Raw genomic sequence first — 14,454 nt, forward strand, 5'->3', positions numbered from 1 at the left:
TCATTATGTGAAGGTCTCCTAAAAATTGCATTTTTGATTTGAAGGTGATTTTCGATAAATATTTTTTACGAAAAAGGGGGGATGGACAATGAAGTATTGTCCAAATTGTGGAGCTGAAATAGCTCCTGATGATAAATTTTGTACCAAGTGTGGTTTCGTTTTGCCAGTTGAGGGGCAAACGAGTGGGGCTGCTAAACAAGTGCGACCTGTACAACCAAGCCAACCCCAAGCCGCACCTACATCTACGCCAGCACAACCTAACCAAACTGTTACGGCCGTTCAAGGCTATGCAACGAATTATTTTCAATGGTTATGGGATGCATTGAAAAAACCATTTAATAATGATGAGAGCGCGGGACAATATTTTGGATTAATCAATTTTGCAATTATTATTTTGCTTAACGCGTTTTCATTCAACACCGTTATTCAGCGGGTTGAACAAATGGGTTCTTCAATGCTTGGAGCCTTTGGTGCCAGCACTCAAAGCGGTGCCAAGTCGTCATTCTGGATGCAATTTATCTTTGTCGGTTTGGTAATCTATGCCATTTTTGTTGGCGTTAGCTACTGTTTTAGCCACTATGCTACGCACAATCTTGATCAAACGTTCTTAGCTTACACGAATAGACTTGCTCACTACACAAGTAGCATTTTAGTTTTGGCTGTTGTTCAATTTCTTGATTCGTTTGCTGTTAATTCAACGAATGGCGTGGGCTTTTACACCATTCTAGTCGTCTTACAACTCTTCATCTTGCTGAGTGGCTGCCTATTGTCTGTTGCACCACAACAGGGTGTAACAGGTAGTTTCGATTCCGCTTACACAGCGATATTAACGACAGTTGTCATTAATGTACTTCTTTTCATCGTTGCCGATATTGCCGCGCAGTCTGCTTTATCAAGTTTGATGTCGCTGCTTAAACAGTTCTAGTGGGGTATAGATAAATGGATGATAAGGTCTTTTGTTCAAACTGTGGCAAACAGATTTCGCGGACGACTAAGTTTTGCCCATATTGTGGGGCGGCTAATCGTGAATATGCTAGTTCAGCAAATAGCGTAGCGGCTGCTCCGAGCAACAATGGGACAGACGTTCAGCAAGCAACGATGAGTCAAGGATTGGCAACACAACAACAGGCTACTAAACAAACCAGAAAACCCCGCCGACATGGGAAACTTACTAGTGGAAAGCTAGTCGCGTTGATTGTTGGTCTAATCGTGCTTATTGGGGCAGGCGTTTTCGGCGCTAAACAATATTATGGAAATCGCTATGACATTTACTCAATGCCACATGACTATGATGCCGCGCCAGAGAGTTATACGCTTAAGTTTATTCCTAAGACATATATTCAAATTAATGATCATTTCATCAATATGGTGACTGTTGAGGTGCCGTCGGACAATAATAATCAAATATTTTTAGTTTCGAGCCGTATTCCGATTCATAAAAAAGGATCGCAGTTGCAGCTAGATTACAATGACGGGCAATATTTAACGAAACTTTATTGGCCAGAACAATTCGCAAGTATACAAAAAGGATTGCCAAAGAATGATAAGGCTGAAATTAATTTGATTAAGTCGCTCGGAGTGTCCGATAAGTCTGCAGCTGGGGTCACTTTCAAGGGCAAAGTGGAAACAATGGGTTGGTCACAGAATTTCAAAGGTCAAAAGAACTTTAATTCGCGTCAGCAAATTGTTCACTATTTTTATGGGACAAAACATTTACGACTCCTAGATATTCATAAACCTAGTTTTGATTTCGATGCTGCAATTTCAAGCAAGAAAGTTAAAACAATGCCAAACGGCGCGAAGTTTAACCAGGAAGTTAGGCGCATAGAAAACATGCATTATTTGAACTAAATAAAACAAGGAAAGGATCAACTCATGGCTCAACAAGATTCACTACAATTCTGTCCAAATTGTGGTGCAAAATTAAAACCAGGTGCGCTATTCTGTGGTAATTGTGGATTTAACATTGCTAACTATAAAGCGGCAAAAAAGAATGTCGGTAACGGAAGTCAAGCAAGTAAACCAGCAAGTGCGTCGGCTGCTCCCAAGTCTGGTAATCGTTTCAATCAACCAAATCAGCCAGGCAGTCAGAGCAATAGTGTGCTTCACACTGGCACTAGAGAAGCAAGTAAGCCTGTTCAGTCACAAGCTGCCCCTAAACCGTCAGCTGTCAGTTCAGCACCAACGCGAAGAACTAAAAAAACAAAAAAATGGCCGTGGATTACGGCCGCCATTGTGCTTATTATCTTAGCCGGTGGATATATGTTTGGCAAAAACTACTATTCCCAAGATAATCAACTGAAGCGCGCAATGACCTCTGTTAAAAAGAACGATAAGAATTTAGCAAAAAACTTTGCGGTTTCTGATAAACAATTCAAACTGAGTCACAAAAGTTTGCAACCCTTGATCAAGGAATTGAAAAATAAACCCTCGGGGATGAAGCTGTTTGAGTCACAACTCAAAAATAACGGTGTGACCGAAGATGGCGCATATTCATTTGCCCCTTCTGGACGGGCATGGTTATTATTTCCACGATATAAAATCAAGGTTAAAACTTTTTCGGCTAAGTTACGAACCAATCAACCGAATATCAAACTGACGGTCAACAATCAACACGCATACAAAACCACAATGACGAGCGTTTCGCACAGCTTTGGCCCATATATTGCTGGGCAATACGAATTGACGGCTGAGGGAAATGTTCATGGGCACCACATGAAAAATGACGGTAACTATTGGCTTACGCCAAGTAATGCTAGCGACGTTTATCTAGAGTTAAAGACGATTTCCTTCACAGCAAAGGGTTATCCTGGCGCTGAGGTTAGGATCAACAACAAATCATATGGCAACCTGGATAATACAGGCTCCCTGTATCTTCAGGACATTCCGTGGTCTAATGACATGGAATTAACGATGGTTTACAGCGGCGACGGTGGGAAGGCTACGTCTAATCAACGCAAAATTCGTGACTCAGACGAAGATGAGGAAGTATCTGTCAGCTTCCCAGGAGTGATGTCTCATGACGATGCTCACAATTTAATTTCTGATGTTTTCACAGATATGGACTTACTGTCAGCTAGTGGTGATGTTCCTTCTGATCTTGCTTCTCTGTTTGACGATGGCACGTCGAGCCAACAGTATAAAGATATTGTTAGCATGGCTAAGAACTACAATAATGACAAAAAGATCAGTAGTGTAAACTTCACCGTCCAAGACTTCCACGTAGTGCCTAATAAGAACGCTGAAACAAAGGCCACTTATAACGTGAAATATAAGTTTTATGGTGACAGTGGGGCCTCACATACGCAGGTTTTCCAGTACGTGGCTATCCTTGATGGTACTGGCAGCGCTGGCAAGATTAGGAGCATCCATGCTACCAAGAAAATTAGTGATACGTCGACACCGGGGGATGATGATTCGGATTCTAACAGTGATTCAGACTCCAGCAATGACGATGATTCCAGTTCAGACGCTTCGGATAGCGACTCAGATTCGACTGATAATTCTGACGATAGTAATTCAGATACGGATTCAACTGATGATGAGTCATATCAAACGAACCAGAGGTATGTTAGCCAAAATTTAAGTTATTAATTTGACCAAACTAAATTTCCCGATCGATGAGTCCCTCGGCATATTTCAATAAAGCGTGTAATCCCTTTTTGAGGGATTACACGCTTTATTTATTTTTTTTCATAGTTTAGTGCAATTGTGTTTTGGAAAAAGGTAAACGTGAGTCATTTGTTCTGTTTTAAGAATGGATCTTGTCCATCATGGAAATGTCGGTAAACAACATCGTAAATACTAACAATGACCGCTAAAATTAGGACGACAGCAGACGTATGATGAGTTAACCATGAACCAGTCGAGACTATGAGGATGATAGGAACTAATGTCCAGATCCATTTAGTAAACAACTTGTAAGTGGCCCAACAAAAAATAATGGCGAGTAATAGTAACATCTTGTTTCAACTCCTTAAGTACCCTTTAAAAGAATCCAAAATTTGAATCATTGAAAGAACGCAATGGATCACTTGCGACAACAGATGGTTCACTGATGTGTAAAATATGTAAAAACTAGCATGAATTAGCAGGCGGTTTAGGTATTCTAAGTACATGGACGTTCAGCCAGCTTATTACTTGCTGTCGTTCAAGCTGGCAGGTATTACGTATCCTCATCATCACCAATCAGTGACTAACAAGGGATGAGGAGCATGCAATATCACTTAGGAAAGATTGGGTAATGATACAGCTTGCTGTGTCGTTATATATCGTAGCTAGGTCGGTAAAAACACTGGCTCAAGCGTTTGCGATAATAAAAAAAGCTGACTACATAAAGTAGACAGCTTACCCAACAATACTTGACCAGCGAGCGAGGAGTCTCCGCTAAAATTCTCCTCACTTTCCAATGGCATTATTATAGCAATTTTACTAGATTTGGCAAACGTAAGCTGTTGCGGCATTTCGAGAAACTTAAAACTAGGGTTTTCAAAATTTTGTTCGAGGTTTGCTCATTAATGAGTAGGCCTTTATTTATGAAAATAGAAAAAACCACCAATCACGGGCTGAGCCAGCGTGATTGGTGGTTAATTGTTTTGATGGATCGCCAGGGGAACAGACCTAACGATATGATAAATGCCGTAACAGCAGTTGTTACACGTGTTTCACATGGAACTTTATTGTGCTTGGCTACCCTTTAGGTATTCTGCCAACTGGTTAGCTGCATGCCATTCTTGCTCAGCAGTCGTATGAATATAAGTGTTGAGTACCGTTTGAATATCAGCATCCTCCATACGGTTCTGAATCTCTTTAATGGGGATGCCAGCAGCAAACATAGCTGACACGCTTGTGTGGCGTAGACCGTGGACACTGATGTAACGTAGTCCATTATCCTTAATGATCTTAGCCAGCCATTTGTGTGGCGTGTCTAGTGACTTGTATTTGCCCTTTGAGTTAGGAAATACCAGTTGATGCTTATCTACGCTAGATACGTTAGCAATTGTTAACAAATACCGTTGCTGAGCTAACCGCCATTGTCGAAAATAGTATACGGTGCTGGTGTCTAGGGGTTTGGTTCGCATCCCTTTAGCAGTCTTAGTAGCATTCACTACTGTATGACCGCCAACACCCTGTGAGAGTGTCTTACTAATGGTCATGGTGGATTTACTGAAGTCAATGTCTGACCACTCCAGCGCTAATATTTCGCTTCTACGGGCAGCCGTGTAAGCATACGTCCAGAAGAGGGCAAACTTTTCAGGTTCAGTGTGTGAATCAAGACATTTAAAAAAATGAGCAAGTTTATCACGACTCCAAAAGTTTTCACGTTGTTGCCCTGGTGTAGCCTCATGCTTTGGCAAAGTAACTAATGCTGCTGGGTTGCGGTCAATGTAACCACGTTTCATAGCGAACTGAAACATCTGTGAAGTGAAGTAGTACCACCGTCGATAGCCAGCAGTTGTAGTCTTGAACCATTCATTCACTGCCCATTGTACTTGGGCAATCGTAATAGTACGGATGCGAAACTGACCAAAAGCGGGTAGGATGTGGTTATCAAACATTTTGTTAGTTTTCGCCCAAGTGCTTTCACGGACAGTATTTTGATAAACTGGAAACCATTCGTTAAACACTTGAGCAAATAGAATATTGTTTTCTTTAGGAACGTCGCCATTATCCTCTGTTTGAACCTGTAAGCGAGATAGAGCAATGGCGGCTTCTTTTTTTGTCTTGAAACCACGGCGGCGAGTACGTTTCTTTTTACCAGTTTGATGGTTAACCCCTAGATAGATTTGAAAGCCGTACAGTGTATTCCCATCTTTGTCTTGGTATGAATTAATCTGTGTCATTTTATTTCTCCCAACGGCCTGTGCGGGGCGTTGTTAGGAAAATACAAGGGTAGTTGTAAATATCCTTGTGAGGGGGTCGCGTTTTGCGACGGCATTAGTTATAGACCTCACTCCTTTCATTGCACACACTCAGAACTGGTAATGTGCTACTTAGTCTGCTTTAAGAACGGATCTTGTCCGTTGTGGTAGTGCCTGTAAATCAGGTCGTAGATACCAGCAATAATAGCGACTATTAGAACAACTGCAGACGGGTGATGAATAAGCCATGAACCTGCTGAGACTACTAAAACGATTGGTATCAGGATCCAAACCCATTTAGTAAAGAATTTATAAGTAGCCCAGCAAAAAATGATTGTGAGTAACAGTAGCATGGTGCTTTATCTCCTAGAAGTTAAACAGAACAATATCTTTACTGGTCTGTGTCGTCGTCAGTGTCTTGATTGCTGTCAGTTTGGTTAGAGTCATTGTCTTGGTCTGAATCAACTGAGCTCTGGTCGTTGTTTGAGTCGCTCTGATCATCATCGCTTGAGCTACTGTTTGCATCGTTTGACAGTGAGCTTGCCTCTGCTAAGGCCTCTTTACCATTTTGTTCAGCGGCTGCTGTGTTCTTTTTTAGACTAGCCAAATAGGTTTCATCTGGAACGAGTGATTTTAAAAGGTCAGCTTTTGAAAGTGTCTTGTTCGGAAATTGACTATCGACACCCTCACCAGTTGATGGAGCAATAGTAACGGTTGTTGAAGTGGTGGCCACTAAGTAACAAGGTAGATTGTAAAATTAATCCGAACGCTGTTCGGACAAAAAAGATCAGCTTCCTTTAAAATGGTGTTTACCACAAACCCATCTTTTAGGAGCTGATCGTCGTAACGAGTTGGCATGTAAAAATTTCTTCCTTTTGAGAGACGATTTATTCATTATACCCTCTCTTAAAAGTTGTCTCAGGAATCAGCTTACATCCATTATTTGACCCATGTGCAGGTGCATAATCCCTAGCGCTAGAAATAAATCATCTGGTCTTAGCTTACTGGCGTTGGTAGATAAATATGGAGAAATGCCACTTCCAGATATTAGATTGGACTTTATTCTTTGATAATTTGCTGCCTCATTCGGACTTAGTGTAGGCAGTTGTTTCAGTATATCTTTAGATTCATGAACTGTTACAGAATGTAAAACGCATTCGCGAATGTAAGTGAGGTAATTGATTACCAGACTATCGTCATCAAGTCTTCTAATAAATTTATCTTTTTTTGTGTCGCGAAGTTGTTTCACAATTGATTGCTTCCACTGACCAAAATAATTTGGTTCCATGAGTGCCTCCGTAAAAACGAGCCGTTTTGAGTGGTTGGGGGGGTGTCTTTTATAGGTATCTCCATTGTTGGTATTTCAACCAGCGCAGATTTGAGTTTGTTAAGAATAAATCATTTTAAATGACTTGTATTTGTTGAAAACAGGTCGTTTGAAAGGACCTGTTTAATGTAGTCAGTATTTAATGTCTATCAATTGGTCGAATAGTTTTTTGTTAAGAAGCGTCTTCTTGTCCCAAAGAAAATTTAAGGATTCATTTGGAAGTCTATGAATTGGCAAATCTGAATTGAAGCTAACGTATGTAGCTGTTTTGTATTTGCTAGTGAGACTAGTTTCAAGTAGCTGAATAATGCCACGAGATACTCCACCTAATATCTTTTCCAGAGAATTGATAGGTGAGGATGATAAAAAGTCGTATAGCTTTTGTTCGTTATAGTTTTCTATTAGTGCTTCACCAAGATCATCATATAGCCACTCAATTTTATATACGGTATCAGAGCCATTAATCGGGTTACTGAGTATAAGTCGAGTAGGAACCTTAAATTCTGTCACTGTCCCGACATCGGTAATGTTACCGTCATAGTAGAAGCCAACTTCAATAGTTGTTTCATCTTCATCTATTAGTGTGGATGAGCAGTTAATGCCAGTAGTAATGGAACCATCCGGTGTATATAAACTTTCTGTTACTGGTTTTACATAATACTGGATCGTCTCAAAAGAAAATTGATTATCAAATAATTCTGAAACGTCAGCGTTTAATCCATTGGCTAATTTAGATAAAGTTTCAAACTGTATGCCTTTTGCTTTTCCGGACGCAAGCTGTGAAATGGTAGGACGGGATACTCCCGTCATCTCTGTTACATTTTGAATAGTTAAATGACGTTCATTCATATATTGTTTCAGAGATATTTTTAACATACATGCACCTCATTTCTGCTTGAATTTAGCATATACCTGTAAAAACGAAATGACAAGACTATTTGCTAAAAGTATATCGACTTCTTTACTAAGCATTCTTACCATTTCTGGCAAGGATGCTTAGTATTAAAAAATGAGATGGAAATTATGAGCAATAATTTTAAGGATATCTTGGATTCTTGTTATTGGACAATTGGGATAGCACACGATTATCACAGATTCACGCTTACAAGTATTTATTATCAAAGAGCAAAAGGCATTCAGTTCGAAACGTTGAAGAAAATTTGCTTTTTTGGCATTACACCTAATGAGTTGTTAGGCTATGAGGTGAAGTAACATGCCAGAATTACGAGTATCACTACCAGAGAGCACTCAACAGGAACTAAAGCTGTTGATGTTTAACAAGTACTAAGCAGGCGTTTATATAAGCTGCTACACCGAGGTATATGACTAAGAAGCAAGCGGCAGACTACCTGCAATGGTACTTAGCTTAGAAATAGGATTCAAGGCAAGACCGTAAGCCATGATTGGTTAATGATCGCATTCAATGGGCAAGAGGCTGGTGAGATGTTAGCTACTGTTTTTGGATTAGCTGAGCATTGGAAAACTACCCGTTATCAAGTACGCCATTTCATTCATTTGTTTGTTGATTCTGAAACTATCAAGACACGCAAAGTTAATAAGTATTTTTTTGCAATCCAGCCATTAAAATATGTTAAACAGGATGAGTCAGAGACTAATTCGAACTAAAAAGGGGGTGTCCCTTGTGTGATTTGGGACAGCTCACACATGTGCCGTCCTTGTCTCCGAATGTGCAGAAATTAAAAAATAAAAGCTATTCATGATGGCCAAGGTGAATGACCAACGTTTGAACAACAAAAATGTATGAATGACGAAAATGTGAACAACAGATAAAAGCTTATGTATCCAGTAATTAAGGAACATTTTAAAAACATTTTCTGCAGCTAGTTAACAGATGGGTGACACTTGGTTGCTAGATGGTTGGCTAAAAACATTCCCCGGAAATAGGGCGTTTTGCTATTCAATTAAATTCATCTGAACATCAGGAAAGGAGGTCTAGCATGGATGGACACGCCACACCAGCAAAGCAGATGATTGCTGAACGTACACGTTTTTTGAATTTGAATATGGACGTATTTCAAAGCATGATTCATAGAAAATTGAACCGTTCTGCCATTATTCTTTGGATAACTATGTTAGATAACACGCCAGATTGGAATTTTAGCGCCAGCGAGTTGCAACGGCGGGCTGGTCTGTCAAGACAGGCTTACAGTACGGCTATTAAGGAGTTGCAGGACTTTGGCTTTAGTTGTTAGGAAAAACAAGAATCAGAGACGTAAGGGCGGTAAGTTTGCTGCTCCAGTGTATGAAGCTTACGACAAACCTCAAGAGCCTGTTCGCCGTGTAAAAAAAGGCACGGTAGAAAGTGCTGATAATAAAGCAATCGTAAATGACGAAGTGCGCAGTATAGGCGTTTCCACCGTGCCCACGACTGTTTCTCGAACTGAGCCAAAACAAAATTATGCAGATGTTTATAATTTTGCAGAGGTTTCACTGGAACGAACTGATACAAATCATCTCCACAAGTTAGGGACTAACGACAAGGAATTGTTAACTGAGTATGTTAAAGGATCAAGTAACGTCGATTAGTGGAGCAGGCGAGGCGTATCAGGTTCGCAATCACACTGGTGTAACGCTGATGAATTTTTTTAAAGTTCAAGATGGAGAGAACTTTTGCCATGATGATGAAGACTACATGGACTTAGAATACCTTTTGAGTGATGCAGTTACATTTAAAGTTTGCCATTGAACTGTGTCCTAACCGAACTCAGGAGATTCCAAAAGCACTTTACTTTCATTCCAGTGAACCTAGCAACGTAGAAGCGATGATGCACATTTGTTTAGGACAATCACAGTACAGCCGTTACAAACGGTGAGCATACGTACACTCTACAGAAGCCTTTCGAGGTTACTGAAAGATGAGTAGATGAATGATGCTAGACTCAGAGTACCTAATAAGTTTCATGAGATGTTATAGAAACAGTAATAACTTAATTTTGCGAGTAGGGAACCGGTATAATACTTATCGAGCAAGGGGGTGCCTTGCTGAGTGTCGCATATTGGATAATAGTAGGGAGTTGCTATGTTGCCTGGCAGAGACCTAAATCTGACCGCTAGTCGCAGTTAAGGAAGCTTCTTAACTCAAACTCCAGTAGCCGTCAGTGTATACTAGCGGTTATTTTTTAGGGAGGAATATCTTAATGAATGAATTACCAAAGCCGTCATCAAGCTACTTTATTGTGACGAATGAGGCTTCAATAGACTTTAAGGTGATGTTAGAAGACTACGATCATGTTTTTGCTGGTCATCGAGTAAGAATTGAGACTAATTATAATCTTTTGAGTGAGTTTGATATTGTTTTTACCGAACGGGATTTTCCATATTTAATGGGTTGGGAAAAGCTAACTAGTAAGAATGTAAACGCTAGTCAACTTATTAGACAGGTTAAAGCGGGCACCCTAGCTAAAACAGTGGCTAAGACGAGCTCGCTGTGGGGAAAACAAATTAAAAAAGGATGCTGCATTACAACATTCTGCAACGGTTTTTTTAGATCAAGACATACCCGCCTTTGTAGTAACAAGCAACATGAAGCCTAATAGACTTAAGTTAGATATTGTATTTATGGTTAACGAGCAGTTTGAGTCAGTAATACTAGGTTTTAGAAAGGCAAAAGGACGAAATTTCTTTGTACCCACCACGGTTACATACTGAGAGTTTGAACAATCCGTACTCATACCGGCGTCGAACAAGCATTACCTCTCTAAAATGGATAGATTAATCATGCAAGGGCCTGCCCACTGATGAGTAGGTTTTTAATTTTGTCTAATTTGGCTACCCCTTGCTTGCCCCTTGAGTGTTCATGATGAATTGATTTGCAGTGCTTTAAGTGAAAATAAAAGCTATGTACGATGAAGTATACGGTCAACGCCCCACACAGGCAATAAATAGTATTAGTTTTAGTGGTTCTATCGCTTGGCTACGTTTTGCCGTAAAAAAGCTACGTTTTCATGCTTTGCGGTGATATTTAATGATTTATGAAAATAGAAAAAAACCACCAATCACGGGCTGAGCCAGCGTGATTGGTGGTTAATTGTTTTGATGGATCGCCAGGGGATCGAACCCTGGACCCACGGATTAAGAGTCCGTTGCTCTGCCAGCTGAGCTAGCGATCCATATCAATTCAACTTTTATATAGTATCATATGCTCCAAACCCTGACAACAGGTTTTTCAGAAAAAGTTTAGATTATGACAAAACAAAGCCGTTGCAGGCGTAGTGATTCGTCTACAGCGGCAATTTTAGTGCAAATTATACAGGTTGATAATTCAATCGATGAATCAACCAACGATTGTGATCCTGGTTGCGGATCAGGCGGTCCGATACGAGTGTCATCGTGAAGCTATAAGGTTCTGAATAATTATCAGTTCCTTGGATAACTACATGACCGTGAACAAGTGCGACTAATTCTAGTGATGGGACATCGATCGTCATGTTAGTTAGGTGTTGTGGGTTGGTTAGTAAGGTTTGAATCATTTCTAGAATGGCTGCATGACCAGCCCGTTCATGACTTTTAAAACGTAAAAAGGATTCGGAACAAAATAGACTCGTTAGCATAGCGGCATCCATTCCCCCATCCAATGCTTGAAAATAGGTTTCGATCGTATGCTTAACGGCTTCCTGCTTTGTTTGTTTTTGCAAACGTACTTCATCAATATTGAACATTTTAAAGCCCCCTAAATGTAATCAATCACTGACGTCTATTACTAACCCTTACCAACTGTTTAGAGTGTAATTAGTTCGCCTATATTCAGATATGATAAAGGCGACTTAATGGTTGAAATCCGTCGTGGATATGGAGGCAAAAAAGATGACTAGCAAGCAGCGTCTATTGGAATCAGAAATTGCTAAATTAATGAAGATTCAACTGGTTGAATTGGACGAACTTGGACACATAAAAAGAAACGTTACAGATAATGACCTCGATATCCTAGATCGTGCCTTAATCAAGGCGGCCGTTCAGGAGGTGCAACAAACAGAAATAACGATGTTAAAGCATGCGTCAGTTAAGCATCGACAGGCCTTCTGTTTTAAGGCAGAGTTAGGCGTCATCGTTTGCGGCGTTGGTTTTTCAGATATGGACGAACAGCAGTTACGGTTATGTGCGCTCTGTTTATATGTCGGTTTGCTGGGCAGGTCGCCATTGGTGGTACCGAAACTCAGCGAAGCCAGACTTGAACCGTTTCACATAGAACCGGTGCACACGTTGATTCAAGCATTGCGAAGGAAAACTGGGAAGTTTTAAGTAACTTTGTTAAAGCACATTTTGTCAAAGTTACGCCGAGACCCCAACATCTGATCGGGTTAACGCTGATTGCAGGACTGTTTGTGGGGCATCAATTGACGGTAAACGGACGTTTACGCCACTTTACGGAGATTGTCAGTCAATGGTGGCAGGATGTCCGCAATGATGATATGACTAGCGCAAAACTGGCAGGACAGCTGGTAGTGGCGTTTGAACGGCGCCGCGTTAACAGTTCTCGCCTCAGTGGAGATCACCTGGTGAACCAGATTGTGAAAGATATCAATGTACATATAGAGACTCGTCTGCGCGTTGTGGACGTTGCCAAACGGATGGAGCTGTCGGCGGATTACATTACCAGGCATTTTCACCAGCAAACGGGGTGGACGCTGAAACAGTATATTTTGATGCGTAAGGTGACGGTGGCTAAAACACTATTACTTCAGCAAAGTGTGACGGAAGTCTGCTATCAGTTGCACTTTGGCGATCAGAGTCATTTTGCCAAGGTGTTTAAACATTATGTTGGGCTGACCCCACATGAATATCAGCGCCAACAACAGGATCGTTAATGACAAGCACGCTGAATCTGTTAAACTCTGATATGGAGGTTGTAAACACATGTCAAAGTCACGAATAGAGGCATTTACTGATGGCGTTGTTGCTATCATTATTACCATTCTAGTTTTGGATCTAAAATTGCCCGAACAACACACTTGGGCCGCGTTGTTCGGGCAAATGCGAATGCCGTTTGTCGTGTACGTCGCTAGTTTTCTAATGATTGCTGAAATTTGGAATTTCCATCACCAGATGTTTGCCGCAGTCGAAAAAACGAATGCACATGTTTTGTGGGCAAACATGAATTTGTTGTTCTGGATGTCCTTAATTCCCGCGGTAACGGCGTGGTATGGCACGGATATCTTTGCTAGGCCAAGCGCTATGCTGTACCATTGATTGTCTTGCCGTTTAACATTTCGTTTATCATCTTGAACCATGCTGTTCAACACGCTAATCAACTGTCTACTAAAGAGGGCATATCGGCCGATTCCGAGAGAAGAAACCAGTGGTCCTTGATCATTAATGTTTTGGTGATCATCATTACGTTCTTTTTCCCGCCGTTTGCGTTGTTATCAATGATTTTAAACGTCATCATATGGTTAATTCCGCTTCGACGCGTGCCTCGTTAGTCAATTTAGTGGCTGTGATATAATAGTAGAGGTTGCTCATAGTCTTGAGCGACGTTTTATATGAAATTCGTATTCAATTACTTAACTCCAGTGGAGGATATGTTTACATGAGTAAAATTCTTGTTGTTGATGATGAAAAACCAATCTCTGATATTATCAAATTCAACCTTGAAAAAGAGGGCTACGACGTTGTCACGGCGGCTGATGGCGAAGAAGCAATCGCCAAAGTTGATGATGAACAGCCAGATTTGATATTGCTTGATTTAATGTTGCCTAAAATTGATGGGCTGGAAGTTGCCCGTCGTGTTCGAACTAAGTACACCACGCCAATTATTATGGTTACAGCCAAGGATTCTGAAATCGATAAGGTTTTGGGCTTGGAACTGGGTGCCGATGATTATGTTACGAAACCATTCTCAAACCGTGAGCTGGTTGCCCGTGTGAAGGCCAATTTACGCCGGCAGGATACAGTGGTTAAAAACTCTGCCGCTGCGGAAAATGAATCCAACTCAATTGAAGTCGGCGATCTAAAAATCGATCCAGATGCCTACATGGTGTCCAAACGTGGGGATGACATTGAATTGACCCACCGTGAATTTGAGTTGTTGTACTACCTTGCCCAGCACATCGGTCAGGTTATGACACGTGAACACTTGTTACAAACGGTCTGGGGCTATGACTACTTTGGTGATGTCCGGACCGTCGATGTTACGATGAGACGATTGCGTGAAAAAGTTGAAGATACACCAAGTCACCCAGCTTGGTTAGTTACCCGCCGGGGTGTCGGCTATTACTTACGCAAGCCAGAAACAGATTAAGTTAAAAA

General features: G+C 40.9%; 16 protein-coding genes and 1 tRNA gene. 11 read left to right on the top strand and 6 right to left on the bottom strand.

Annotated features, from left to right (window positions below; translation table 11 throughout):
• Positions 1-88: 88 nt before the first annotated feature.
• Genes GB992_RS08585 through GB992_RS08595 form a run of 3 tightly spaced genes read left to right on the top strand, consistent with a single transcriptional unit; the run spans position 89 to position 3,594 of the window.
• Entirely contained in the window at positions 89-925 is an 837-nt protein-coding gene (locus GB992_RS08585) for a zinc ribbon domain-containing protein (RefSeq protein ID WP_161002062.1), read from the top strand.
• 14 nt (positions 926-939) lie between these two features.
• The gene (locus tag GB992_RS08590) at positions 940-1,851 is read left to right on the top strand and encodes a zinc ribbon domain-containing protein (protein ID WP_161002063.1); all 912 of its coding nucleotides are present in this window, start codon (positions 940-942) and stop codon (positions 1,849-1,851) included.
• Between the two features lie 24 nt (positions 1,852-1,875).
• Positions 1,876-3,594 carry a zinc ribbon domain-containing protein gene (locus GB992_RS08595; protein ID WP_161002064.1) on the top strand — a complete coding sequence of 573 codons (1,719 nt, stop codon included), beginning with the start codon at positions 1,876-1,878 and terminating at the stop codon, positions 3,592-3,594.
• Between the two features lie 1,082 nt (positions 3,595-4,676).
• On the opposite strand, the gene GB992_RS08600 is transcribed toward GB992_RS08595, so the two are convergent.
• The 4 genes from GB992_RS08600 to GB992_RS08615 all read right to left on the bottom strand — a co-directional run bounded on the left by GB992_RS08600 (position 4,677) and on the right by GB992_RS08615 (position 8,064).
• Positions 4,677-5,843, bottom strand: a complete 1,167-nt coding sequence (locus tag GB992_RS08600; RefSeq protein ID WP_161002065.1) for a tyrosine-type recombinase/integrase — start codon at positions 5,841-5,843, stop codon at positions 4,677-4,679.
• A 409-nt stretch (positions 5,844-6,252) separates the two neighbouring features.
• Complete coding sequence (locus GB992_RS08605; protein ID WP_161002066.1) at positions 6,253-6,594, bottom strand: hypothetical protein; 342 nt, start codon at positions 6,592-6,594, stop codon at positions 6,253-6,255.
• Between the two features lie 192 nt (positions 6,595-6,786).
• Positions 6,787-7,149: a hypothetical protein gene (locus GB992_RS08610; RefSeq protein ID WP_161002067.1), complete on the bottom strand. Its 363-nt coding sequence runs from the start codon at positions 7,147-7,149 to the stop codon at positions 6,787-6,789.
• A 171-nt stretch (positions 7,150-7,320) separates the two neighbouring features.
• A complete protein-coding gene (locus tag GB992_RS08615) occupies positions 7,321-8,064 on the bottom strand; it encodes a helix-turn-helix domain-containing protein (RefSeq protein WP_161002068.1) in 744 nt (247 codons plus the stop codon).
• Between the two features lie 147 nt (positions 8,065-8,211).
• Here GB992_RS08615 and GB992_RS11950 point away from each other — a divergent pair, with 147 nt between their 5' ends.
• From GB992_RS11950 to GB992_RS08630, 4 genes are all read left to right on the top strand, one after another.
• Positions 8,212-8,400 (top strand): helix-turn-helix domain-containing protein, encoded by a 189-nt coding sequence (locus GB992_RS11950; RefSeq protein ID WP_347877379.1) that lies wholly within the window; start codon positions 8,212-8,214, stop codon positions 8,398-8,400.
• A gap of 746 nt (positions 8,401-9,146) precedes the next feature.
• Complete coding sequence (locus GB992_RS08620) at positions 9,147-9,401, top strand: hypothetical protein (protein ID WP_161002069.1); 255 nt, start codon at positions 9,147-9,149, stop codon at positions 9,399-9,401.
• Positions 9,385-9,735 (top strand): hypothetical protein, encoded by a 351-nt coding sequence (locus tag GB992_RS08625; RefSeq protein ID WP_161002070.1) that lies wholly within the window; start codon positions 9,385-9,387, stop codon positions 9,733-9,735. Before GB992_RS08620 ends, GB992_RS08625 begins: the two co-directional genes overlap by 17 nt.
• Positions 9,736-10,346: 611 nt before the next feature.
• Complete coding sequence (locus tag GB992_RS08630) at positions 10,347-10,742, top strand: hypothetical protein (protein WP_161002071.1); 396 nt, start codon at positions 10,347-10,349, stop codon at positions 10,740-10,742.
• Between the two features lie 503 nt (positions 10,743-11,245).
• Here the strand turns inward: GB992_RS08630 and GB992_RS08635 are convergent.
• A tRNA-Lys gene (locus GB992_RS08635) sits at positions 11,246-11,318 on the bottom strand.
• Between the two features lie 135 nt (positions 11,319-11,453).
• On the bottom strand, positions 11,454-11,867 hold the full coding sequence (locus GB992_RS08640; protein WP_161002072.1) for a nuclear transport factor 2 family protein: 414 nt from the start codon (positions 11,865-11,867) through the stop codon (positions 11,454-11,456).
• A 145-nt stretch (positions 11,868-12,012) separates the two neighbouring features.
• On the opposite strand from GB992_RS08640, the gene GB992_RS08645 reads away from it, so the two are divergent.
• The 4 genes from GB992_RS08645 to yycF all read left to right on the top strand — a co-directional run bounded on the left by GB992_RS08645 (position 12,013) and on the right by yycF (position 14,446).
• Positions 12,013-12,447, top strand: coding sequence for a hypothetical protein (locus GB992_RS08645; protein ID WP_161002073.1), 435 nt, complete (start codon positions 12,013-12,015; stop codon positions 12,445-12,447).
• Between the two features lie 83 nt (positions 12,448-12,530).
• Positions 12,531-13,013, top strand: a complete 483-nt coding sequence (locus tag GB992_RS11955) for a helix-turn-helix domain-containing protein (RefSeq protein WP_161002074.1) — start codon at positions 12,531-12,533, stop codon at positions 13,011-13,013.
• Between the two features lie 49 nt (positions 13,014-13,062).
• Positions 13,063-13,395, top strand: a complete 333-nt coding sequence (locus tag GB992_RS08655) for a TMEM175 family protein (protein WP_161002075.1) — start codon at positions 13,063-13,065, stop codon at positions 13,393-13,395.
• Positions 13,396-13,735: 340 nt separating this feature from the next.
• Positions 13,736-14,446: a response regulator YycF gene (gene yycF, locus GB992_RS08660; protein ID WP_161002076.1), complete on the top strand. Its 711-nt coding sequence runs from the start codon at positions 13,736-13,738 to the stop codon at positions 14,444-14,446.
• Positions 14,447-14,454 lie beyond the last annotated feature (8 nt).

The organism is Furfurilactobacillus milii (genome assembly GCF_009863985.1).
GTDB lineage: Bacteria > Bacillota > Bacilli > Lactobacillales > Lactobacillaceae > Furfurilactobacillus > Furfurilactobacillus milii_A.